Source organism: Proteus sp. LHD240705 (assembly GCF_047921555.1).
Classification (GTDB): domain Bacteria; phylum Pseudomonadota; class Gammaproteobacteria; order Enterobacterales; family Enterobacteriaceae; genus Proteus.
Window position 1 is genome coordinate 111,554 of sequence record NZ_JBLRMI010000009.1, and the last position, 25,044, is coordinate 136,597.

The 25,044-nt window shown below is 38.0% G+C and carries 19 protein-coding genes and 1 other RNA gene; 13 read left to right on the forward strand and 7 right to left on the reverse strand.

Annotated elements, in window-relative coordinates:
• Positions 1–11 precede the first annotated feature (11 nt).
• The 7 genes from aceF to ACNART_RS15590 all read left to right on the forward strand — a co-directional run bounded on the left by aceF (position 12) and on the right by ACNART_RS15590 (position 9,658).
• On the forward strand, positions 12–1,877 hold the full coding sequence (gene aceF, locus ACNART_RS15560; protein WP_349442968.1) for a pyruvate dehydrogenase complex dihydrolipoyllysine-residue acetyltransferase: 1,866 nt from the start codon (positions 12–14) through the stop codon (positions 1,875–1,877).
• 200 nt (positions 1,878–2,077) lie between these two features.
• Positions 2,078–3,505, forward strand: coding sequence for a dihydrolipoyl dehydrogenase (gene lpdA / locus ACNART_RS15565; protein WP_075670832.1), 1,428 nt, complete (start codon positions 2,078–2,080; stop codon positions 3,503–3,505).
• 488 nt (positions 3,506–3,993) lie between these two features.
• Positions 3,994–6,591 (forward strand): bifunctional aconitate hydratase 2/2-methylisocitrate dehydratase, encoded by a 2,598-nt coding sequence (gene acnB / locus ACNART_RS15570; RefSeq protein WP_198620815.1) that lies wholly within the window; start codon positions 3,994–3,996, stop codon positions 6,589–6,591.
• A gap of 135 nt (positions 6,592–6,726) precedes the next feature.
• The gene (locus tag ACNART_RS15575; protein WP_368887593.1) at positions 6,727–7,098 is read left to right on the forward strand and encodes a YacL family protein; all 372 of its coding nucleotides are present in this window, start codon (positions 6,727–6,729) and stop codon (positions 7,096–7,098) included.
• Positions 7,099–7,190: 92 nt separating this feature from the next.
• Complete coding sequence (mscS, locus tag ACNART_RS15580) at positions 7,191–8,051, forward strand: small-conductance mechanosensitive channel MscS (RefSeq protein WP_109371100.1); 861 nt, start codon at positions 7,191–7,193, stop codon at positions 8,049–8,051.
• A gap of 164 nt (positions 8,052–8,215) precedes the next feature.
• Complete coding sequence (gene argO / locus ACNART_RS15585; RefSeq protein WP_311747492.1) at positions 8,216–8,839, forward strand: arginine exporter ArgO; 624 nt, start codon at positions 8,216–8,218, stop codon at positions 8,837–8,839.
• 84 nt (positions 8,840–8,923) lie between these two features.
• Positions 8,924–9,658: an oxidative stress defense protein gene (locus ACNART_RS15590; RefSeq protein ID WP_109419752.1), complete on the forward strand. Its 735-nt coding sequence runs from the start codon at positions 8,924–8,926 to the stop codon at positions 9,656–9,658.
• 72 nt (positions 9,659–9,730) lie between these two features.
• Here the strand turns inward: ACNART_RS15590 and ACNART_RS15595 are convergent, their stop codons facing one another.
• Positions 9,731–10,630 (reverse strand): LysR family transcriptional regulator ArgP, encoded by a 900-nt coding sequence (locus ACNART_RS15595; protein WP_368927819.1) that lies wholly within the window; start codon positions 10,628–10,630, stop codon positions 9,731–9,733.
• Between the two features lie 160 nt (positions 10,631–10,790).
• Here ACNART_RS15595 and rpiA point away from each other — a divergent pair, with 160 nt between their 5' ends.
• On the forward strand, positions 10,791–11,447 hold the full coding sequence (gene rpiA / locus ACNART_RS15600; RefSeq protein ID WP_072063358.1) for a ribose-5-phosphate isomerase RpiA: 657 nt from the start codon (positions 10,791–10,793) through the stop codon (positions 11,445–11,447).
• Between the two features lie 272 nt (positions 11,448–11,719).
• Positions 11,720–12,970, forward strand: coding sequence for a phosphoglycerate dehydrogenase (serA, locus tag ACNART_RS15605; protein WP_198620809.1), 1,251 nt, complete (start codon positions 11,720–11,722; stop codon positions 12,968–12,970).
• A 72-nt stretch (positions 12,971–13,042) separates the two neighbouring features.
• Here serA and ACNART_RS15610 read toward each other — a convergent pair whose 3' ends face one another.
• From ACNART_RS15610 to zapA, 6 genes are all read right to left on the reverse strand, one after another.
• A complete protein-coding gene (locus tag ACNART_RS15610; protein WP_368927818.1) occupies positions 13,043–15,154 on the reverse strand; it encodes a type I secretion system permease/ATPase in 2,112 nt (703 codons plus the stop codon).
• A gap of 16 nt (positions 15,155–15,170) precedes the next feature.
• Positions 15,171–16,532 (reverse strand): HlyD family type I secretion periplasmic adaptor subunit, encoded by a 1,362-nt coding sequence (locus ACNART_RS15615; RefSeq protein ID WP_198629869.1) that lies wholly within the window; start codon positions 16,530–16,532, stop codon positions 15,171–15,173.
• A gap of 2 nt (positions 16,533–16,534) precedes the next feature.
• Positions 16,535–18,592: a peptidase domain-containing ABC transporter gene (locus tag ACNART_RS15620; RefSeq protein ID WP_198632514.1), complete on the reverse strand. Its 2,058-nt coding sequence runs from the start codon at positions 18,590–18,592 to the stop codon at positions 16,535–16,537.
• A gap of 122 nt (positions 18,593–18,714) precedes the next feature.
• On the reverse strand, positions 18,715–19,308 hold the full coding sequence (locus ACNART_RS15625; RefSeq protein WP_198632513.1) for a 5-formyltetrahydrofolate cyclo-ligase: 594 nt from the start codon (positions 19,306–19,308) through the stop codon (positions 18,715–18,717).
• Positions 19,309–19,480: 172 nt separating this feature from the next.
• Positions 19,481–19,664, reverse strand: a non-coding RNA gene (gene ssrS, locus ACNART_RS15630) — 6S RNA.
• Positions 19,665–19,773: 109 nt separating this feature from the next.
• Positions 19,774–20,103 carry a cell division protein ZapA gene (gene zapA / locus ACNART_RS15635; protein ID WP_023581530.1) on the reverse strand — a complete coding sequence of 110 codons (330 nt, stop codon included), beginning with the start codon at positions 20,101–20,103 and terminating at the stop codon, positions 19,774–19,776.
• A 176-nt stretch (positions 20,104–20,279) separates the two neighbouring features.
• Between zapA and ACNART_RS15640 the strand changes: the two genes are divergently transcribed.
• From ACNART_RS15640 to ubiI, 4 genes are all read left to right on the forward strand, one after another.
• Positions 20,280–20,858, forward strand: a complete 579-nt coding sequence (locus ACNART_RS15640; protein WP_109371086.1) for a YecA family protein — start codon at positions 20,280–20,282, stop codon at positions 20,856–20,858.
• 51 nt (positions 20,859–20,909) lie between these two features.
• A complete protein-coding gene (gene pepP / locus ACNART_RS15645) occupies positions 20,910–22,220 on the forward strand; it encodes a Xaa-Pro aminopeptidase (RefSeq protein WP_198629867.1) in 1,311 nt (436 codons plus the stop codon).
• Positions 22,221–22,233: 13 nt separating this feature from the next.
• A complete protein-coding gene (ubiH, locus tag ACNART_RS15650) occupies positions 22,234–23,406 on the forward strand; it encodes a 2-octaprenyl-6-methoxyphenyl hydroxylase (protein ID WP_198620802.1) in 1,173 nt (390 codons plus the stop codon).
• 69 nt (positions 23,407–23,475) lie between these two features.
• Entirely contained in the window at positions 23,476–24,711 is a 1,236-nt protein-coding gene (gene ubiI / locus ACNART_RS15655; protein WP_109371080.1) for an FAD-dependent 2-octaprenylphenol hydroxylase, read from the forward strand.
• The last annotated feature ends 333 nt before the right edge of the window (positions 24,712–25,044 follow it).

The window sequence follows — 25,044 nt, forward strand, 5'->3', positions numbered from 1 at the left end:
AGGTAAAGTGAATGTCTATTGAAATTAAAGTCCCAGATATCGGTGCTGATGAAGTTGAAGTCACCGAAGTGATGGTGAAAGTGGGTGACCGTATTGAGGAAGAACAATCCTTAATCACCGTAGAAGGCGATAAAGCGTCTATGGAAGTCCCATCACCACAAGCGGGTATTGTTAAAGAGATCAAAATTGCCGTAGGCGATAAAGTCCAAACGGGTTCTCTTATCATGATTTTTGAAGCAGAAGGTGCCGCGCAAGCAGCACCAGCTCAAGCAGCTGCACCAGCCGCAGCACCTGCAACAGCTGCGCTGAAAGAAGTTCACGTTCCAGATATTGGTGGTGACGAAGTTGAAGTCACTGAAGTGATGGTAAAAGTGGGCGATAGCGTTGCTGAAGAACAATCACTGATTACTGTTGAAGGCGACAAAGCTTCAATGGAAGTACCAGCACCATTTGCTGGCGTAGTGAAAGAAATTAAAATTGCAACAGGTGATAAAGTGAGCACAGGCTCTCTTATCATGGTATTTGAAGTTGCAGGTAGCGCACCTGTTGCTCAAGCAGCACCAGCACAAGCTCCAACGGCATCTGCACCAGCAGCATCTGCTGTGAAAGAAGTGAATGTTCCAGATATCGGCGGTGATGAAGTTGAAGTTACTGAAGTGATGGTGAAAGTAGGTGATTCCATCTCTGAAGAACAATCTCTGATCACAGTTGAAGGTGACAAAGCTTCAATGGAAGTGCCAGCACCATTTGCAGGTGTGGTTAAAGAGATCAAAATTGCAGTGGGTGACAAAGTGAAAACTGGCTCACTGATCATGACTTTCGAAGTTGCCGGTGCAGCGCCTGTCGCTCAAGCACCAGCAGCAACCGCGCCAGCGCCAGCAAGTTCTGCACCAGTAGCACCAGCTAAAGCACAAGCGACTGCGCCAGCTGCGAAAGAAGAGTTTGTTGAAAATGATGCTTATGTTCATGCAACACCAGTTATTCGTCGCTTAGCGCGCGAATTCGGTGTGAATTTAGCGAAAGTAAAAGGTACTGGTCGTAAAGGTCGTATCTTACGTGAAGACGTTCAGTCTTACGTGAAAGAATTAATTAAACGTGCTGAATCAGCGCCAGCTAATGCAGGTGGCGGATTACCTGGCATGTTACCTTGGCCGAAAGTTGACTTCAGCAAGTTTGGTGAAATTGAAGAAGTTGAATTAAGCCGTATCCAGAAGATCTCTGGTGCTAACTTAAGCCGTAACTGGGTGATGATCCCTCACGTAAATCTGTTTGATGAAGCAGATATTACTGAGGTTGAAGAATTCCGTAAGCAGCAAAATAAAGAAGCAGAGAAGAAAAAACTGGATGTTAAGATCACGCCATTAGTCTTCGTAATGAAAGCAGCAGCGAAAGCGCTGGCAGATATGCCTCGTTTTAACAGCTCTATCTCTGAAGATGGACAGAAACTGATCCTGAAAAAATACATCAATATCGGTATCGCAGTAGATACACCTAACGGTCTTGTTGTTCCTGTTTTCAAAGATGTTAACAAAAAAGGCATTATCGAACTGTCTTATGAGTTAGCTGAAGTTTCTAAGAAAGCGCGTGCAGGTAAACTGACAGCAGCAGATATGCAAGGCGGATGTTTCACTATTTCTAGCCTTGGTGGTATCGGTACTACCGGTTTTGCACCAATCGTTAACGCACCAGAAGTTGCGATTATGGGACTTTCCCGTTCTTCTATGAAACCTGTATGGAATGGTAAAGAATTCGTACCACGCTTGATTTTACCAATGTCACTATCTTTCGATCACCGTGTGATCGATGGTGCTGATGGTGCTCGATTCATCACTCTGATTAATCAGTACATGAGTGATTTACGTCGTTTGGTAATGTAATTTTAAAACCGGTGCTTAGCGCCGGTTTCTCTGATTACAGTGATGGGTTTTACAGTCATACATCTTAGGTTGTGAGATCCGTCATGTTAGAGCGCTTTTCAGTTTATTAACATTTCTGTAAACTGCATGCGGTATGTAAGTCTCGGTGTTAAATATGGATTATCGTCTGACTCGCCGGACAAATAAATAATGAGGTCACGATGAGTACTGAAATTAAAGCACAGGTAGTGGTTCTCGGTGCAGGCCCTGCGGGTTATTCCGCGGCGTTCCGTTGCGCTGACTTAGGTTTAGAAACAGTTTTAGTTGAACGTCACTCTACTTTAGGTGGTGTTTGTCTGAACGTGGGTTGTATCCCTTCTAAAGCGTTACTCCACGTTGCTAAAGTTATCGAAGAAGCGAAAGCATTGTCTGAACACGGTGTTGTATTTGACGCACCAAAAACAGATATCGACAAAATTCGCATCTGGAAAGATAAAGTTATCTCTCAGTTAACGGGTGGCTTAGCGGGCATGGCTAAAGGCCGTAAAGTTACTGTCGTTAATGGCGAAGCACGATTCACTGGTTCTCACACATTGTCTGTTGAAGGTGCTGAAGGTACAACTACCATCACTTTTGACAATGCAATCGTTGCTGCCGGCTCACGTCCAATCGAATTACCATTCATTCCACATGAAGATCCTCGTGTATGGGACTCAACAGATGCACTGCAACTGAAAACCGTACCAGAGCGTTTACTGGTTATGGGTGGCGGTATCATCGGTCTGGAAATGGGAACGGTTTATCACTCTCTGGGTTCTCAGATTGACGTAGTTGAAATGTTTGATCAGGTTATTCCTGCTGCTGATAAAGACGTGGTTAAAGTATTTACCAAACGTATCAGCAAGAAATTTAACCTGATGCTAGAAACCAAAGTAACTGCGGTTGAAGCAAAAGAAGATGGCATCTACGTAACAATGGAAGGCAAAAAAGCCCCAGCAGAACCACAACGTTACGATGCAGTATTAGTTGCTATCGGCCGTGTACCTAACGGTAAACTGTTAGACGCGGGTAAAGCAGGTATCGAAGTTGATGATCGTGGCTTTATCCATGTTGATAAACAAATGCGTACTAACGTACCTCACATCTTTGCTATCGGTGACATCGTTGGTCAACCAATGCTGGCTCACAAAGGTGTCCATGAAGGTCACGTTGCAGCAGAAGTTATCTCTGGTAAGAAACATTACTTCGATCCTAAAGTTATTCCATCAATCGCTTATACTGAACCAGAAGTTGCATGGGTTGGTATGACTGAAAAAGAAGCGAAAGAGAAAGGTGTTAGCTATGAAGTGGCTTCTTTCCCTTGGGCGGCATCAGGCCGTGCAATCGCATCAGATTGTGCTGATGGTATGACTAAACTGATTTTCGACAAAGAAACTAACCGTGTTATCGGTGGTGCAATTGTTGGTTCTAACGGTGGTGAACTGTTAGGTGAAATCGGTCTGGCAATTGAAATGGGTTGTGATGCTGAAGATATCGCATTAACTATCCACGCTCACCCAACGTTATACGAATCAATTGGTATGGCTGCGGAAGTATTTGAAGGTAGCATCACTGACCTGCCAAATCCAAAAGCGAAAAAGAAAAAATAAGCGACTCGTTTACTGAAAACAGTTTACTAAAGTTGTTTAAATGATAAGGGCTAAGTTCTTTATAGAACTTGGCTCTTTTTTTATGGTTTCTATTTAGAATATGACTGTTTTGTGAAGACTCATATCGATTATTATGTGCATTAGTCGTTTATTTAACCGTTAATTTCACTTTAGTGCTAATTTGGGTATTAAAAAAACTATAAAAAGTGTGGTTATTAACCCAAATCTTGGTTAAAAGTCTCTGTTATATATTTTGTTTAAGTGTTTTAATCTGAATAAGTGGATATTTGAATCTGATTAATGTTACTTTTATGTGAACGAATTAACATCGTGTTGAAGATTTGCTATGCTGATAGCCCTTAGCTGGGCATAATTTTACAACCTCTTATGTTTTATGCGAGCAAAAGATCCTCTGACCTGGCATCCTTCAACAGACAGGGTGCAGACAGCCGGGTTATACAAAATGACAAAGAAGCGAGGAGACAGTCGTGCTAGAAGAATACCGTAAGCACGTAGCAGAGCGTGCAGCTGAAGGTGTCGTTCCAAAACCTCTCGATGCCACACAAACAGCCGCACTTGTTGAGCTATTAAAAAATCCCCCTAAAGGTGAAGAAGAATTTCTTCTTGATTTAATTGTTAACCGCGTTCCACCCGGAGTTGATGAAGCTGCCTATGTTAAGGCGGGCTTTTTAACTGCCCTCGCGAAAGGCGAAACCACATCACCTCTTATCACACCAGAAAAAGCTGTTGAATTATTAGGCACCATGCAAGGTGGCTATAATATCCATGCATTAATTGAGTCTCTGGAAAATGATAAGTTAGCACCAATTGCAGCCAAAGCGCTTTCTCACACATTACTGATGTTTGATAACTTCTATGATGTTGAGGAAAAAGCGAAAGCAGGCAACGTTTATGCTAAGCAAATTATGCAATCTTGGGCTGATGCACAGTGGTTTACTGAGCGCCCTGCACTAGCGGAAAAAATTACTGTTACCGTATTTAAAGTCACTGGTGAAACTAATACCGATGACTTATCTCCAGCACCTGATGCTTGGTCCCGCCCTGATATCCCATTACATGCTTTAGCAATGCTGAAAAATGCGCGCGAAGGCATTGAGCCTGACCAGCCGGGTAGCGTAGGCCCAATTAAACAAATCGAAGCATTAAATAAGAAAGGCTTTCCACTGGCTTATGTTGGTGATGTTGTTGGGACTGGCTCATCACGTAAATCAGCAACTAACTCTGTACTCTGGTTTATGGGAGACGACATTCCGTTCGTTCCTAATAAACGAGGTGGTGGTGTTGTTCTTGGCGGCAAAATCGCGCCTATCTTCTTTAATACTATGGAAGATGCGGGAGCACTCCCAATCGAAGTCGATGTTTCTAAATTAAATATGGGTGATGTTATTGATATTTACCCATACAAAGGTGAAATTCGTAACCATGAAACAAATGAGTTACTGGAAACCTTTGAGCTGAAAACAGAAGTATTAATTGATGAAGTGCGTGCTGGTGGTCGTATTCCATTGATCATTGGTCGTGGATTAACGTCAAAAGCGCGTGAATCGCTAGGTTTACCGGTTAGCACATTGTTCCGTCATGCTAAACCTGTTGAAGAAAGCAACCGTGGATTCTCTTTAGCACAGAAAATGGTTGGTCGTGCTTGTGGTCGTACAGGTATTCGCCCTGGCGAATATTGCGAACCAAAAATGACCTCTGTGGGTTCACAAGATACCACAGGTCCAATGACCCGTGATGAGCTAAAAGACTTGGCGTGTCTTGGTTTCTCTGCTGATTTAGTGATGCAATCATTCTGTCATACCGCGGCTTATCCAAAACCAGTAGATGTTACAACACATCACACCTTACCTGATTTTATTATGAACCGTGGCGGAGTTTCACTGCGTCCTGGTGACGGTATTATCCACTCATGGTTAAACCGCATGTTACTGCCTGATACTGTTGGTACAGGCGGTGACTCACATACTCGTTTCCCTATTGGTATCTCATTCCCAGCAGGTTCAGGCTTAGTGGCTTTTGCTGCGGCAACAGGAGTAATGCCATTAGATATGCCAGAATCTGTTCTGGTACGTTTTAAAGGTGAAATGCAACCGGGTGTGACACTGCGTGATTTAGTTCATGCTATTCCTTATTACGCGATCCAAGACGGTTTACTGACAGTTGAGAAAAAAGGTAAGAAAAATATTTTCTCTGGTCGTATTCTTGAGATTGAAGGCTTACCAGAGCTTAAAGTAGAACAGGCATTTGAGCTTGCTGACGCATCAGCAGAGCGCTCAGCAGCAGGTTGTACGATTAAACTGGATAAAGCGCCTATCATTGAATATCTGCAATCTAATATCATCTTACTGAAATGGATGATTGCTGAAGGTTATGGCGACCGCCGTACTATCGAACGTCGTATTACATCAATGGAAAACTGGCTGAAAGATCCTCAATTACTTGAAGCTGATGCAGATGCAGAATATGCGGCTGTTATCGAAATCGATTTAAATGAGATCAAAGAGCCAATTTTATGTGCGCCGAATGATCCTGATGATGCACGTCTGCTCTCAGAAGTGGCAAACAGCAAAATTGATGAAGTGTTTATTGGTTCTTGTATGACCAATATTGGTCACTTCCGTGCTGCGGGTAAACTGCTTGATCAGCATAAAGGTCAATTACCAACACGTTTATGGGTTGCACCACCAACAAAAATGGATGCGGCACAATTAACGGAAGAAGGCTATTACAGCGTCTTTGGTAAGAGTGGTGCGCGTATCGAAGTGCCGGGTTGTTCATTGTGTATGGGTAACCAAGCACGCGTTGCTGATGGTGCAACAGTGGTTTCAACATCGACACGTAACTTCCCTAATCGTTTAGGTACAGGTGCGAATGTGTATCTTGCTTCTGCGGAGCTTGCCGCAGTTGCGTCATTATTAGGTCGTTTACCTGAGCCACAAGAGTATCTGGACTTTATGAGTAAAGTGGATGAAACCGCAGAAGATACTTATCGCTATTTAAACTTTGACCAACTAGAGCAATATACAGATAAAGCAGACCAAGTTATTTTCCAAACAACGGTATAACGATTAATTTATTGCTTTAAAGTATTTTATATGAACAAACGGGAGGCAAATGCCTCCCGTTTTTTGTTATTTTTGTCATAATAAGAATAAGATATTTTTTATCAAAAAGTAGCAGCTTAATAAGGGGCGTACACCATGGATTATGAATTTCAGCGAGATCTCACTGGCGGTATACTAGCCCGTTTTTCGATGGATCATGAAGCAATAGGCTATTGGCTGAATGATGAAATTCAGGGCGATATTAGTCTGATAGATCAAATTCTTGAAGAAATGGAAGGTATTAAATGTAGTGAAAGACAGTGGGAATTAATCGGTAAAGAATACAGCCTTTCTATTGATGACGAAGAAGTGATGATAAGAGCGAATACATTACATTTTGAAACAGATGAAATGGAAGAGGGCATGAGTTATTACGATAACGAGAGTATTGCTTTTTGTGGGCTAGATGATTTCGCTACTATGCTACAAAAATACCGGTTATTTATTCTGGAAAATAGAAAAAATTAACAAATCCTATATATTTTTGGAATAAATCTGCCACAATATACTATTGAATTACTCTTCTTTTTATTACGTTTTTAAGTTTAAAAGGTGGTCTAATGAATGAATTACCTGCTAGTTTAGATGAAGCAACAGGTTGGTTTGTCGCCAATCAAGATCTCTTTATTCAGTATGCAGTCAATATTGTTGCCGCATTTTTGATCCTATTTATAGGTTTATTTGTGGCAAAAATGATTGGAAAAGGTGTTGCTAGAGTTTTAACGTTACGTCATATCGATGCTACTGTCGTGACATTCTTATCTGTTTTAGTGCGTTACACTGTTGTCGCTTTCACTTTAATTGCAGTATTAGGCCGATTAGGTGTACAAACGGCTTCTGTTATTGCTGTATTAGGTGCGGCTGGTTTAGCGGTTGGTTTAGCTTTACAAGGCTCACTTTCAAACTTTGCTGCTGGTGTGCTTATTGTTATTTTCCGCCCAATTCGTGCAGGCGAATATGTGATTATAGGGGCTGTGGAAGGTACCGTTAGAGATGTCCAAATTTTCTCAACGACTTTGCGCTCAGCCGATGACAGAATTATTGTTATCCCAAATAGTAAGATAATCAGTAGCGAAGTGATTAACTTAACGCGAGAGCCTGATCGCCGTACTCAAATCATTGTTGGTGTAGCGTATGATGCTGACATTGATACGGTAAAAAAAGTATTAGGTGATGTCGTTGCTAAAGACAAACGTATTCAACATGATAAAGGCGTGACTATCCGTTTACATGAAATGGCACCGTCTTCATTAAATTTTGTGGTACGAGTGTGGACAAAAAATGATGATGCGTGGCCTGTCTATTGGGACTTAATGGAAGACTTTAAACGCACATTGGATGCGAATAAAATTGGTATTCCATTCCCACAAATGGATGTCTATATGCATCAAATACAAAGTGCGACGACTAAAGCAGAATAGTCACACTAAAATAGATGATTTAGAGCCACGTTAATAACGTGGCTTTTTTGTATTTATTGCCATTAGTTTTTCTTATTATCAATAAGAATGATTCATTTCCTCTAATATCAAAACCCCTCTATTATTCATCCAATATTAAACGAATAATTATTAGGATATTTTGCATGTTCATAACTTTTTTTCAGGGGTTCTTATTAAGTGCAGCAATGATTTTACCAATAGGGGCTCAGAATGCCTTTGTTTTACAACAAGGAAGTAAAAAACAGTTTCATTTGATGAGTGCATTTTTATGCGCTTTAAGTGATGTTATTTTGATCTCGGCAGGTGTCTTTGGTGGAAGTGCCCTACTTAGCCAATCAGAAATACTTTTATTACTGATCACTTGGGGGGGAGTCGCGTTCTTATTATGGTATGGCTGGAATGCATTTAAAACTGCTTTTTCAAAAGATATTGAATTGTCACAAAGCGAAAATCAGGTAAAAAGCCGTTGGCGTGTGATCGTAACATTAGTTGCCGTAACATGGCTTAATCCTCATGTTTATTTAGATACTTTTGTTGTGATAGGTAGTATTGGCGGGCAATTAACGTCAGAACTTCGTCCTTGGTTTACATTTGGTGCGGTATTTGCCTCTATAAGCTGGTTTTTTGCGTTATCGCTCTTAGCAGCTTGGTTTTCTCCAATATTAAGCAAAGCGCGCGCTCAACGTATTATTAATCTGTTTGTAGGATGTATAATGTGGTTTATTGCTATTCAATTAGCTGCACAAGGATGGAAAACACTCTTTTAATCTTAAAGAACTTTACATCAGATATGCTAAGGTTCTTCTTAGCCATAAAAGATGGTCTTAAATTTTATTATGTCGGGGGTTTTTGTGAAATTAAAAGCAATTGTATTAGCATCCGTGTTTACGCTGGGATTACCTTCTTTTGCATTAGCGGCGTCTGAGCCAGAAGGGCCTCATATCACAACATCGGGTAATGCGACAATTAAAGCCGCTCCTGATATGGCAACATTAAATATTCAGGTTAACGAAAGAGCAAAAGATGCAGCTCAGGCTAAGAAACAAGTTGATGAGCGTGTTGCAAAATATTTTGCCTTCTTAAAAGAAAATGGTGTTGTTAAAGAAGATATTGATGCTGCTAATATCCGTACTCAACCAAATTATGAGTACGATAAAAAAGCAGAGCGTTCAGTGATTAATGGTTATACTGCAACACGTACTGTTAATGTTAAAATTAAGAAATTAGAACAGCTTAATACGTTGCTTGATGGCGCATTAGCAGCTGGTTTAAATGAGATTAATAACGTTGAATTTGGTGTCAATAATCCAGAACAATACAAAACAAAAGCACGAGAAGTTGCGATTAAAAATGCAATTGATCAAGCAACGTCAGTAGCAAAAGGTTTCGGTGCAGATTTAGGTGCTGTTTATAGCGTGAGCTATCGTGCGCCAGAAGCCACACCTTATCCAATCGCACAAGTGCGTATGGATGCAATGGCATTAAAAGCACAAGCACCTGCTGCTGTGCAAGAAACCTATGAACAGCAAAGCATCGAGTTTAAAGATTATGTTGATGTGGTTTTTGAATTAAAACGCACTAAATAATCATGTGGTGATAAAAATAAATAGGCTTCAATATGAAGCCTATTTTTTGTGTTAATAAGATGAAATAGCGTATTACTCTTCATCCTGTTTTAAAACTTTATGGCCAAAATCAATGAGTGCGTCTGTCACTTTTCTCATGGTTCTACTTTCTGGCGCAAATCGGTGCCAATAAAGCATACGTCGCTGGCAAAGCCCTGGAGTTAAATCAACCAACTCTCCGCTTTTTAGTTCATTAGCAATTTGCAGATGAGGGATCATACAACAGGTTGAACCTTGTTTAGCTAATTGCACAAAGGCTTCAGATGAGTTCACGATATGACACGGCACACTACCAGGTGATAAGCCGAAATTTTGTTGTAAAAATGCCTGATGCATATCATCAAGATGGTCAAATGCGACTGCTGGCGCTTTTAATAACGAAGATTTTGTTACGCCATTGGAAAAGTAGCGTTGAGCAAAGTCAGGAGAAGCAACGAATAGGTAATCGAGAGCGCCTAATTGATCGACAAGGCAACTTGGTAGTGCTTGTGGTTGAATACTGATTGCACCAACCACTTCGCCTCGTCTTAATCGTTCTTGAGTACGAGTTTCATCTTCTACTTGAATATTGAGACGAATAGGCAGTTGCGTTAAGACGGGATGTAAAGCAGGCAATAACCATGTTGCTAAACTGTCAGCATTCACCGCCAAAGAGAGTAAAAGAGGCGTAGAACCGCTATTTTCATCACCTAACCATTGTTCTTCAAGTAATTCTACTTGATGCAATAGCGCTAATAATTTTTGTCCTTGCTCAGTGGGTTGAGGTGGAACAGTTCTGACTAATAGCGGTTGCCCGAATAAGTTTTCTAATTGTTTGATACGCTGTGAAACGGCAGATTGTGTAATACATAACTTTTGCGCGGCTCTTTCAAAGCCACGTTCTCGAATGACGGCATCAAGGGCTTGTAATGCTCGATAATCAGGGCGTTTCATTAACAGACTCTCTTCGATTTTATATTCTATTGCTTACTATGCCATATTTTTCGTTGTAATGAGTTAAAATGTTGCTTCTCAGTTTTTGATGTGTCTCGTGCTAGTTTTGAATGCAATATGCTATTCTTAGTCCATTAACGTGATAAATAAGGTTTTTTAAATGACTCAGGATGAATTGAAAAAAGCAGTAGGTTGGGCGGCGCTTGAATATGTAAAACCAGGCACGATTGTGGGTGTCGGTACTGGCTCTACGGCTTCTCACTTTATTGATGCATTAGCAACAATGAAAGGTCAAATCGAAGGCACAGTTTCAAGTTCAGAAGCATCAACTGCAAAATTAAAAAGTTACGGCATTCCTGTTTTTGATTGTAATGAAGTTGACTCTTTAGACATTTATGTTGATGGTGCTGATGAAATTAACCATCACATGCAAATGATCAAAGGTGGCGGAGCAGCATTAACCCGTGAAAAAATTATCGCAGGTGTAGCGAAAACATTTATCTGTATTGTTGATGAATCTAAACAAGTTGACGTATTAGGTAAATTCCCACTACCAGTAGAAGTCATTCCAATGGCGCGCTCTTATGTTGCTCGTGAATTGGTCAAACTGGGTGGTTTACCTGAATATCGTGAAAATGTGGTAACGGATAACGGTAACGTTATTTTAGACGTTCATAACTTAACTATTCTTAATCCCATTGAACTGGAAAACAAAATTAACAGTATTCCAGGTGTTGTAACCGTAGGATTATTTGCTAACCGTGGTGCGAATGTTGTTTTAATGGGTACCTCTGAAGGTGTGAAAACCATTAAGTAATTCTTTTTAAGATAGGTAGCGATGGCTACCTATTTTTTAAATTATTTTAGAAACTGCAAATTCAGTGATATATATCACACGACAGTTATATCTCTCTTTAAAATCCTGCCATTTTCAAAGTCAAAATCATTTTACTCGGTAGAAAATCGCTTTCTTTACCGCTTATTCTGTCATCACAGCAATCGGTTGTATTGCCACAAAATCTATTTTTGTTATGTTGTTGAGACAGGATTTTGTTTTTCATTAAATGTAATAACGATAGGGCAGGGTAAATGGTCAAAGTATCTTTGGAAAAAGAAAAAATAAAGTTTCTACTCCTTGAAGGTGTGCACCAAAGTGCAGTAGAAAATTTAAGAGCTGCGGGTTATACCAATATTGAATATCACAAAGGCGCATTATCGGACGAAGAATTAAAAGAAGCTATCCGTGATGCACGTTTTGTTGGTCTTCGTTCCCGCACTCATTTAACAGAAGAGATTTTTGCTGCGGCTGAAAAATTAGTTGCAGTGGGATGCTTTTGTATTGGTACCAATCAGGTTGATTTAGAGGCTGCTGCCCGTCGTGGTATTCCTGTTTTCAACGCACCTTTCTCAAACACCCGTTCCGTGGCTGAGATGGTGCTTGGCGAATTACTGTTATTACTGCGTCGTATTCCTGAAGCCAATGCGAAAGCTCATCGTGGTGTTTGGGATAAACAAGCCAAAGGCTGTTTTGAAGCACGAGGTAAAAAACTGGGTATTATTGGTTATGGTCACATTGGCACACAATTAGGTATTTTAGCCGAAAGTGTGGGTTTAGATGTTTATTTCTATGATATTGAAAACAAACTGCCATTAGGTAATGCAACGCAAATTCGTCATCTCTCTGAACTGTTGAATATGTGTGACATTGTCAGCTTACATGTGCCAGAAACACCATCAACCAAGAATATGATTGGACATGAAGAAATTCAGCGTATGAAGCCGGGAGCAATTCTTGTCAACGCTTCTCGTGGTACGGTGGTTGATATTCCTGCATTGGCTCAAGCGTTAGAATCAAAACATTTATCTGGTGCTGCGGTTGACGTATTCCCATCAGAGCCGGGTGCAAATAACGATCCTAACGATCCGTTTGTTTCTGAACTTATCAAGTTCGACAATGTGATATTAACACCACATATCGGTGGTTCAACTCAAGAAGCGCAAGAAAACATTGGCTATGAAGTTGCGGGTAAATTAGCGAAATATTCAGATAACGGCTCTACATTATCTGCTGTTAATTTCCCAGAAGTATCACTGCCAAGCCACGGCGACGATGTAAACCGTTTACTGCATATTCATGAAAACCGCCCAGGTATGATGAATAGCATCAATAAAGTGTTTACTGAAGAAAATATCAACGTAGCCGCGCAATATTTACGTACGTCAGGTAACGTAGGTTATGTTGTGATCGATATTACAACACAAACGAAAGCTCAAGCTGAGTTAGTGTTACAAAAACTCAAAGCATTACCGGGAACAATCCGCGCTCGTATGCTTTACTAATTATTAATAAATTATTCGTAATATATTGAAGGCTCGAAATATCGAGCCTTTTTTGTATCTTTTAATCTTTATTTATTGAATTTGTTGCTGCCATAATTGGTAATAGAGTGCTTGGTTTTCTAATAAATGAGAGTGAGAGCCTTCTTCTAATACCTGCCCTTTATCTATTACATAAATATAATCTGAATGCGCTAATGTATTAAGACGGTGCGCAATACTAATTACGGTTCTGTTTTTACAAATCTGAGGTAAATTCGCTAAAATTTGTGCTTCAGACTCATAGTCTAATGCAGATGTTGCTTCATCTAAAATAAGAATACGTGGATTAGTTAATAAGGCTCTAGCAAGTGCAATACGCTGGCGTTGCCCGCCTGATAAATTAGAACCTCTTTCTCCTACTTGTGTATTAAATCCTAAAGGAAGTTGATTAATAAAATCTAAAGCGCCAGCAAGTCGAGCCGCTTCTGTTATTTCCTCTTCACTCGCATTCGGTTTTGATAAACGAATATTTTCAAAAATAGAGCCACTAAATAAAAAGCTCTCTTGTAAAACGATACTCATACTTTGGCGTAGAGATAAAGGATCAGCGATAGCTAAATCCATGCCATCAATATAAATTTTTCCTTGTTGGGGCGTATAGAAACGTTGAATTAAGCGAGTAAGAGTACTTTTTCCTGAGCCAGAACGCCCTGTAATACCAATAAATTTCCCTGCTGGAATAGATAAAGAAAGTGACTCAATAACATCAGGTGTCTTGTCTGTGTAACGAAAATAGACATTTGAAAAAGTAATGCTCCCTGTTATTTTAGGAACGGTAGCTAATCCTTGGTATTGGTGTTCTGTGGGATTACTTAAAATATCACCAATACGGCGCAAAGAAATGGATGTTTGTTGAAAATCTTGCCAACATTGCGCTAAACGTAAAATAGGTTGTGTAATATGGGCGGCAAATAAATTAAACGCGATAAGTTCACCTACGGTCATTTGTGCATTAATAATGAAATTGACGCCTTGCCATAAAATAATTGCAGTAGTGATCTTATGAATAATAAAAATAAATTGCTGAGCGAATAACGCTTTTTTAGCACCTGAAAAACGTTTATTAATGTGATCGGTCAACTTGTATTGCCACTTTTCTATAAAATGATTTTCTGTCGCCGTCACTTTAATGGTTTCTATACCATTTATCGCTTCTGTCAGTAGACTAATATTATCTGCGTTGGTTTGATATTCTTGCTTTACCCAATAACGAATGATAGGTCCTAGAATAAGCCAAAATATAAAATAAAGAACTAAAGAACTTAATGTTATCCACGTTAAGGTTGATGAATAAATAAACATCACAAAGATAAACACAGCAATAAAAATAAGATCAAGGACCATCATCAATGCTGAACCAGTAATAAATTGTCTGATATGTGAAAGCTCTTGTATACGAGCAATGATTTGTCCAGATGGGCGTTGAGTAAAAAAATGACTCGGTAAGCGGATGAGATGTTGATACGCTTTTCCTGAAAATTCAGCACTTAATTGACAAGATATAAATGCATATAACTTATCTCGCAAAAAAAGATATATGGGTTCCGTGATAGCAATTAAGACGAATAGACAGCCAAATAGATGTAAATTAGATAAATTTCTCCCCGTTAAAACGGTATCGATAAATTTTTCAAAAATAATGGGATTCACTAAAGCAAAGAGTTGAATGCAACAAGATAAAATAAAAAACAGGAATAATGATTTTTTCTGCTTTAGTATAGAAGGAATAAACCAATTTAGATTAAATTTTGATAATGATGCAGAGGGCTCTTTAGCAATAAGTTGTAATGTATTAAGCTTTTTTTCTTTATCAATGACATGTTCGGTTTTTATATTATTTGTAGGATTTATAATAATTAATGTTTTTTCTTTTGTTTTTTTTAAAATATACCAAGAATCATTTATTTCTATAAGGGTATCGATAATAAGATGCTCATTATAATCGAATAAGCAGAAATCACCTTTTAATTCCAAAAGTTGAATAGCTTCAAGAATATCCCACTTATTAAGATGATCTTCTTTACCCAGGAAATGAATAACTTGCTCTTTTTTTATCTTTCCACTTTGTGTTTTTGAAAAATAAATTAGTCCATCAATAATTGATGAGTGATATTTTTTTTCTTTCTCTAAATTAATATTGTTCATGATATTAAGCACCTTATTATTTTTCTGTTAGTGCGTTATGACGGTAAACTTCTATTGGGCTTAAGAAATAGTCAATAACACGACGTCTATCGATAATAATTTCAGCGACTAAAGACATCCCAGGAGCAAGGTTATATTGTTGATTATTGCTTTCTATCATTTGCGTATTTAGTTCAATTTTTGCGGGATAAACTAAACCTAGCTGCTCATGTTGAACGGAATCTCTGGCGATATTGGTTATATTTCCTTCTAAGGTGCCATAACGAGTGTAAGGAAAAGCATCTATTTTTATCATTGCTTTTTGCCCTACATGAATAAAACCAATATCTTTATTGAGAATATTAACTTCTGCTATATTGTGCTGATTATCAGGAATTATCGTCATCACTTGTTGTGATGGCTGTAAGATACTGCCAAGTGTGTAATTTGTGATTTGTTGTACAGTACCTGTAACGGGAGAACGGACGATTTTTAGCTGTTGTCGTTTTTGGGCATGATTAAGATTTTGGCTATAAATTAATAGTTCACTTTCATACTGTTTATATTTATCATGCCATTCTAATTTTTTCTGTTTCTCTAACTGATCTAAATTTTCATTTAGTTTTTTCTCTTGACTCTTAATAAGTTGATATTCAGCATTCTTAATTGTAATGACTCGGTTTATTTCTAATAATTCTTTTTCATTTTCTAAATATTCCATTTGGCTAATTATTTTTTTTATAAAGAGCTTTTCCTTAAGAATAAAACGTTGTTTAATATTTTCTTTTAATATATTTAATGATAATAGTTCATTATGGATCATGGTTTGATTTTTATTATTCACCTCGATTTCGGCATCAATTAAATTTATATTACTTTCAAATTCATCTTTTTCTTTTTGGTAACTGATAAGAATAGATTTTTTTGTTTTTTCATCTAATTTATTAAAATGATAAAGTTTTTGTGGAGATGTTTCTTGGCTTAATGCTTGATAACGAAGTTTAAGTAACAGCAGACTATCTATTTTTTTCTGTATTCCCTTAACTTCCTCATCAACACCCAGTATATCGAGTGTTAATAATGCATCACCTTGATTTACTTTTTGTCCCTCTTTTACATGAAGGACAGCAAGGCGGCTATGCTCATAAATTTGAATAACTTGAGAATGCCCTGCAACAATAAGTTTACCTGTTGCAGATGATTGCACATTTAATTTACCTAAATAAGCCCACATAAGAAAAGCGATAACACTGAATGAAATAATTGACGCAATATAACGACTATATGGCGTTAAAGGTTTTTCAATAAGTGCAATATGATTAGGGTAGAAATCATAATTAATATTCTTTCTCTTACGCTGAAATACTTTAGAAAGTGCAGATTTTATATTTAGGTTCATACTCAACATCCTTGTTGACGTTGCCAAAGTTTTTTGTAGTGGCTATTTTTTGCAATTAATTCCTTATGTGTTCCTTCTTCAATAAGGTTGCCTTTTTCCAACACAATAATACGATGGCAAGTTCTCACCGTTGAAAGTCGATGAGCAATAATGATAACGGTTCTCTCTTTTGCAATAAGAGGAAGGTGCTCTTGGATAATAGCCTGAGATTCATCATCTAATGCGCTGGTGGCTTCATCAAAGATTAAAATTTTAGGCGAAGATAATAAGGCTCTTGCAATCGCAATACGTTGGCGTTGTCCTCCTGATAAGGATTGTCCTCCCTCTGCAATAATAGTGTCATAACCTAATGGTAGTTTTAAAATAAATTCATGAGCGCCCGTTAGTTTTGCTACGTAAATAACGTCTTCTAAAGAGGCATTTTGTCGAGTGAGTCGGATATTATCAAACACACTGAGATTAAATAAAAAATTTTGTTGTAGAATAATACCTATTTGCTGGCGTACTCTATTTAAATTAAGTTGTGAAAGAGGAATATTATCAAGTGCGACATGACCTGATTGTGGAATATAAAGACCTGAGATCATGCGTGCTAAAGTACTTTTTCCTGATCCTGATGTTCCAACAACACCAATAATTTCATGTCTTTTTATATGTAATGAAATATTATTTAAAATAGCAGGCGTATGATTTTGATAATGAAAACTGACATTATCAAAGGTAATTTCCCCCTTAATATTTGTTTCTAATATTGAACTATTTTGTTCTTTAGGAAGGTTAAGTATATCTTGTAAGTTGTAGATTGCTGTTTTTGTTTTGATATATTTTCCCCAAACATCAATAGCTGTCGCTAAAGGTTGTAAGCAATAGCCAAGTAGCATCGTAAAAGCAATAAGCTGACCTATTGTCATTGAGAGCGAAATAACTTCACAAGCCCCTACCCATAAGAGTAGTGCAACTGTTGTTTTATTTATGAATGACACAATAAAGCGAGATAAATTATCAATATTTTGAAGTTTTTCGTTTTCACCTGTTAGTTTATGAATTTGTGTATACCATTGTTGTGTAAACCTTGGTTCAAGAGAAAGGCTTTTAATTGTCTCAATACCACCTAAGCTTTCAGTAAGAAAGGCTGTATTGACTGCAACTTTTTGATAAAGATGCTGAACTGCAAATTCTATTTTTGGGGCAATTAATTTAGCTAAAATAAGATAAAGAGGAATTGTCGAAATAAATATTAATGTTAGCTTTAGCGATAATATTGCCATTGCAAATATAAATAAAAAAATAAAAGAAGAATCAACAAATAACAGTAACAGCGTTTTTGTTATAAATTCTCGAATAATATCTAATTCTTTTATTCGAGCCACAATGGCACCTGTTTGACGTGATTTAAAATAGCCGATAGGAAGTCTAAATAAATGTTGGGCGAGTTTTAGACTTAACGTTATATCAATTTTATTTGCTGTATGCTGATAAATATATTCTCGAATTCCTTTTAGTGTTCCTTCTAGAATAGCAATAAAAATCAATCCAATAATTAAAACATCTAGTGTTGATAGAGCCTGATGGATAATCACTTTATCCATAATAATTTGTATTATAAAAGGCGATGTGAGCATTAATAATTGGAGAATGAGTGAGTAAAATAAAATGTTTATAAAGATAAGTTTGTATTTCTTTATTACTGTAAAAAACCATGAGAGACTAAAAAATGGATTTTCTTTAAAACAGAGATAATAGCATTGTGAGATGTTTAATGAATTGAATTGGCTTTGACTTAGGTTTTCTGTTTTATCTGTTTGTATATTATAAATAAGATATGTATTTTTATTTTTTTTTAATAATATAAATGTATTGTTTTTATTATCTAAAAAAATAATGTGATGTTCTATTTTTTTTAAAATAAATGATTTTTTTGTTTTTTTTAGTTTAAATTGATATTCAGTTTCTAATGCGTTTATAGTAGAATCTTTTTTTATTTCTATTTTTCTCTTTTTAGTTAGATTGATAATAATACTAATGCTTTTTATTATGTGACTTTTTGTTTTATTATCCATGACAATAAAATACCTTTTGTATAGCTGAAAATATAAAAAGGTATTTAATATTATTTTTTTTATCAAAAATATAAAAAAACACAGATGATAATCATTAATTTTAATCTAGCACTAATAAAAAACTAAAAATGCCAGATCTTTTCTGGTGTAATAATTTCAGGTAATGGTACATCCCAATTCGCACTAGGAAGGTGAGCAACTTGTTGGCAAGTATGCGCTAATCCCATTGGGTAAAATGATTTTTGTTGCCAGTTTTCTAGTGTTCTATCGTAAAAACCCCCCCCCATACCTAATCGTTGACCTTGTTCATCAAATGCGACAAGTGGGGTAAAAATAATATCGATATTAGAAAGAGGGATCACCGCATTCACATTTAAAGGCGGCTCTGAAATATTAAAGCGATTTTTTACTAATGTAGTAGAAGGTGTGTAGCGTAAAAAAAGGAGGTGATGGCGATGAAAGGGATGCAATACAGGTAAGCAAACTTGTTTATTTAATGCCCATAGCTGGGAGATCAAAGGTGATGTATCAATTTCACCATCAAAAGAAAGAAACAGTGCAATCGTCTGCGCTTGTTTGATTTTAGGGTGAGTAAGAACTTGCTCGCATAGTTTTAGCGCAGCGTCCTGCTGTTGCTCTTGAGTGAGTAAACGTCTCTTTTGGCGGATAGACTTGCGTATTTCATCTCTTTGCTGAAAAAGTGAGGCTTCTATCATTCATCAACCCATCAGTAAGTCGTTAGTGTTAATGATGAAGTATCATTAACATCAATTTATTACACTTTAGAGGTAAAAAAGAGAAAAGCCAAGATTGGGTAAGGGAAAAGGGTATAAAAAAAGTTCTAAACATTAAGCATTTATAAAATACTCAGTGTTTAGAACTTAAATGGAGGTCTCCAAGATGCCGCCGCAAGCTGTAACCCTTGAACCCATGGTCCAAGGTGAACATAGTGTTGCTGCCATTAGGCTGCCTGAACGAATCGGGTATGCTCACAAGCAACAGATCACCACGTTCTATGTGTTTCGAATATCGGCTCAGGGGACTGGCCCGCTGGCAAACATCTCAGAGAAATTTGGTGGGTGCGTTAAGCACCTTATCTATGAACTATTGTATTATTTTAATTGTAGAAAGCAACCTATTATCTGTGAATTTCGTGGTGTACGCGTGCTTTCTGAACAAATCTACTTCGCAGTTGAAAAAGTGCGATCATGATGCTTGCCTTGATCGTGTAAAGCTTGTTCAATGGATTGTTGTAGCATTTTTATCTTCTCTTCCATGTTGTAGGCATAGTCTCTGGTTTTTAACTTTTCTTCTGCCAACTCATGACTCATATTTAATGCCACGATAAAAATTAAGTGCTCTGTGTTGGAAACACCACTGCGTTCTTTGAGATCTTGTAATCGTTGTTCCAGTTCAGCAGCAGAAGCCAGTAAAGCATCTCTTTGTTCTGGTGGGCAATTGACACGTAATGAGCGCCCAAAAATTTGAAGATCAACGGGTTGTGCGGACATGATTCCTTCCTGACATAAAATCTGTGCTACGTGTTTAGTAGTGTATACGGTTATAACGCTGTATTAAACGCTATTACTGCAAAAATTCCAATGATTAACATGGCTTAACTGGTACAGCGACTTCTATTGATGGTAGCATATCTTGAACTATTCCCCTAAATGCGACGTTTATTCTTATGTCAAAACAGAACACATTACCGAATTATCAAACTATTGATGCATTATTACAGCAACATACAGTGCCTTTAACCGCGGCTGAAATGCATGGTTTGATTACAGGATTTATTTGCGGTGCAGTGCGCGATAACAGTTGGAAAACCTTATTACACGATTTGACTAATGAGGGTTTAGCTTTTCCTAAAACGTTATCAGAGCCACTTGAAGAGCTTTATCACATCACCTATGAACAGCTCGATGACAGTGTGTTCAACTTCTCTATGTTAGTGCCTGACGAATCTGAATCTGTTTTTCTAAGAGCCGATGCCCTTGCGGGATGGGTTAATCATTTTCTTTTAGGTCTGGGTGTTGCTCAACCTAAGTTGTCTGATCATAAAGAATTGACTGAAGTGATTACTGATTTGCGTAATATTGGTGCGCTAGGTTATGAAGAAGACGAAAACCAAGAAGAACTTGAAGATGCACTTGAAGAAGTCAGTGAATATGTAAAAGTATCCGTTCAACTTTGTTATATCACTTTTGTCGCTCCAAAAGACAAAGGAAATGACAAACAAAATGAGCAACGTGTACTACATTAATTTCATCATTAATTAGATAACCATAAAGATAAATGAAAGACAGGAGTGGGTATGAATAAGCAAGAATTTTTATCCCGTCGTCAGGCATTATTAGCTCAAATGAAGCCTGCGAGTGCAGCTATCTTTTTTGCCGCACCACCAGCGCAACGTAATGCCGATAGTGAGTATCCTTATCGCCAACATAGTGATTTCCTTTATCTAACTGGTTTCAGCGAGCCTGAAGCTATTCTTGTGCTGATTAAAAGTGATGAAACACATAATCACAGTGTGCTTTTTAATCGCGTTAGAGATTTAACCGCTGAAATTTGGTTTGGTCGTCGCCTTGGACAAGAAGCTGCACCTGAAAAATTAGGTGTTGATAAGGCGCTACCTTATGAAGATGTTGGTGAGCAACTGTACCAATTATTAAACGGGTTAGATGTTGTTTATCATGCTCAAGGTGAATATGCGTTTGCTGATGAGATAGTCTTTGGTGCATTAGAAACCTTAAGAAAAGGTTCTCGCCGTAACTTAAAAGCACCACAAACTATCATTGATTGGCGTCCAATTGTTCATGAGCAACGCCTATTTAAATCTGATTTTGAACTTGAATTACTGCGTAAAGCTGGAAAAATTACCGCATTAGCACATACGCGTGCGATGCAAAAATGTCAGCCGGGTATGTATGAATATCAACTTCAAGGTGAGATTGAACATGAGTTTACCTCTCATGGTGCGCGTTTCCCTTCGTATAATAGTATTGTCGGCAGTGGTGAAAATGGTTGTATTTTGCACTACACCGAAAACGAAACCAAAATGCGTGATGGGGATTTAGTTCTTATTGATGCAGGCTGTGAATATGAAGGTTATGCCGGTGATATCACCCGTACTTTCCCTGTTAATGGTAAATTTAGCCGTCAACAACGTGAAATTTATGACATAGTCTTAAAATCCATCAATGTTTCTTTGGAATTGTACAAACCTGGTACAAGTATCAAAGAAGTCACTGAGCATGTCGTGTATATCATGGTCGAAGGACTGGTTAAACTGGGCATTATGCACGGTGAAATCGAGCATCTTATTGAGACAAAAGCCTATCAGCGTTTCTTTATGCATAGCTTAAGCCATTGGCTAGGTCTTGATGTTCATGATGTTGGACATTATGGCACGGAGCGTGACCGCATTTTAGAACCTGGCATGGTACTGACCATTGAACCGGGACTTTACATTGCACCAGATGCAGATGTGCCACAAGAGTATCGTGGCATTGGTATTCGCATTGAAGATGACATTGTTATCACGGAAACAGGCAATGAGAATTTAACGGCATCTGTCGTTAAAGATCCTGATGAAATTGAAGCTCTGATGGCAGGAAAAATTTAAGGCTAAAATCAGCATGAATGTGATTATTGTGGGTGGTGGAATGGCAGGTGCGACATTAGCACTTGCACTCTCTGCATTAAATAAAGGTAAGATTTCAATTTCGTTAATTGAAGCAAGAGAGCCTGACAATGGGCACCCTGGGTTTGATGCAAGAGCGATCGCATTAGCACATGGAACAGCGAAACGGTTAGAGCAAATCGGGCTTTGGTCAACATTAAAACCTTTTGTCACTCCCATTAATCATGTTCATGTCTCTGATAAAGGTCATTGTGGTTTTGTTAATATTCATGCACAAGACTATGATATCTTAGCACTGGGTTATGTTATTGAATTGCATGATGCTGGGCGTCAGCTTTTTGCTAAGTTAAAAAAACAATCTAATATCACGCTTTATTGCCCTGCTAAAGTTGAACAAGTTCAACGTAATATCGATTCTGTTGAGGTAACACTTGATGATGGTACGCAATTATCGGGTGATTTACTGATTGCTGCTGATGGTACTCATTCACCTATTGGTCACCAGTGCCATATTCAATGGCAACGAGAGCCTTATCATCAAGTGGCTGTGATCGCTAATGTCAAAACAGAAATTGATCCTCAAGGCAAAGCTTTTGAGCGTTTTACGGAGTTTGGTCCATTAGCCATGTTACCAATGAGTGAAGGGCGTAGCTCATTAGTATGGTGTCATCCTATTGAAAAATTGGATGAAGTTTCACAGTGGGATGATGAAACAACTATCGCGCATTTACAGCGTGACTTTGGCTGGCGTTTAGGAAAGATAGAGCATATTGGTAAGCGAAATTGCTACCCTTTAGCGCTACAAAAAGCCAATCAAATTATTGGTCATCGTTTAGCGTTAGTTGGAAATGCCTCGCAAACACTTCATCCTATTGCAGGACAAGGTTTTAACCTTGGTTTACGTGATGTTATGGCACTTGCCAATACGATCACCCAAGCGATTAATGCCAATACTGATATTGGTAGTTATCGAGTACTCTCTCAATATCAACAACTTCGCCAACAAGATAGAGAAAAAACAATCTCTATTACTGATGGGTTGGTGAAAGTGTTTGCAAATCGTTGTGTGCCACTGATTGTTTCTCGCAACTTAGGGCTAATGACGATGGAATTACTCCCAATGATGAGAGATAAATTGGCGCATCAAACACTTGGCTGGACAGACTAGAGCGTGTTGATCTTTGATGGTCAATTTTTATTCGAATTAAATATAGTCGCTTTTTAGGATACTTTTATTATGAAATCATTTGATGTTGTTATTGCTGGTGGTGGAATGGTTGGGCTTGCATTAGCCAGCGGATTACACGGGTGTGGATTACGTATAGCGATAATAGAAAATCACCCAGTAACGACGCTTTTTCACCCACAAGATGATTTTTCATTACGCGTATCTGCTATTAATACAGCCAGTGAAATGCTGCTGAAAAAATTAGGTGTTTGGGAAAATTTGCAAGCATTACGAACAGCACCTTATCAAGGTATGGAAGTTTGGGATCAAGATAGCTTTGGCCGTATTGAGTTTTCAGCACAAAAAGAAGGATTCAGCCACTTAGGCTCTATTATCGAAAATAACCTTATTCGTGAAGTGCTTTGGCAAAAATGTGAAAGCCATAGTGATATTACCTTCTATTCATCAACGCAAATTGAGCGTGTGGTGTGGGGGGAAAACGATGCTTTCATTACCCTTAATGATGGTGAAATGTTAACCGCAAGACTTGTTGTGGGCGCTGATGGTGCTAATTCATGGCTACGTAAACATGCTGATATTCCACTGACGTTTTGGGACTATGAACATCACGCATTAGTTGCCACTATTCGTACCGAACAACCTCATGAAAATGTTGCGCGCCAAGTTTTTCATGGTGAAGGTATTTTGGCATTTCTGCCTCTTTCTGATCCTCATACTTGTTCTATTGTTTGGTCTTTACCAAGCAACCTTGCTGAGCGTTATAAAAGCGCAGAAAAAAGCTTATTTGAGCGCACATTAGGTGTGACCTTTGATATGCGTTTAGGTCAATGTGAATTAATAAGTGATCGCATGACCATACCATTAACAGGTCGTTATGCTCGCCAATTTGCCGCTCCTCGCTTAGCGTTATTAGGCGATGCTGCTCATACTATCCACCCTTTAGCTGGACAAGGTGTTAACCTTGGTTTTATGGATGTTGCAGAGTTAATTGGTGAAATTCGCCGTTTAAAAGCTGAAGGTAAAGATTTTGGTGAATATCTCTATTTGAGACGATTTGAACGTCGCCGCAAACATGCAGCCGCGGTGATGTTGGCAAGTATGCAAGGATTTCGTGAACTTTTTGCTGGCAATAACCCCGTTAAAAAACTGGTTCGAGATATCGGTCTTTCGTTAGCGGATAGTTTACCGGGGGTAAAACCTAAGTTACTTGAGCAAGCAATGGGACTTTCTGATTTACCTGAGTGGTTAAGTAATAAAAATTTCACTTCAGTTGAAAAAATCTAATTTCTCTCTTATTTCACATTACTTTTATTTATATCTGACTGAAGAAATAGAACTAAAAAAATCTATTTTTTCAGTCTATTCTTTGCACTAATTCCCTTTTTTCAGTAATTCCTCGCTAAAAATGAGCGCTGATACGCATAATTGCAATCATTAGTTCTGCATACCCATATGTCTACATTATGATTAAGAGACACAATACCCTATTTTAACTTATGGTTTATTTTTTCTCACAATGCTAAGTTCAAGGGGATGGTATCGTTTGCGTTGTACGTTAATTGCTCGTATTTGTTAAATCAATGTTTAAAAATAAACTTAAGTTTGAGATTAACACTA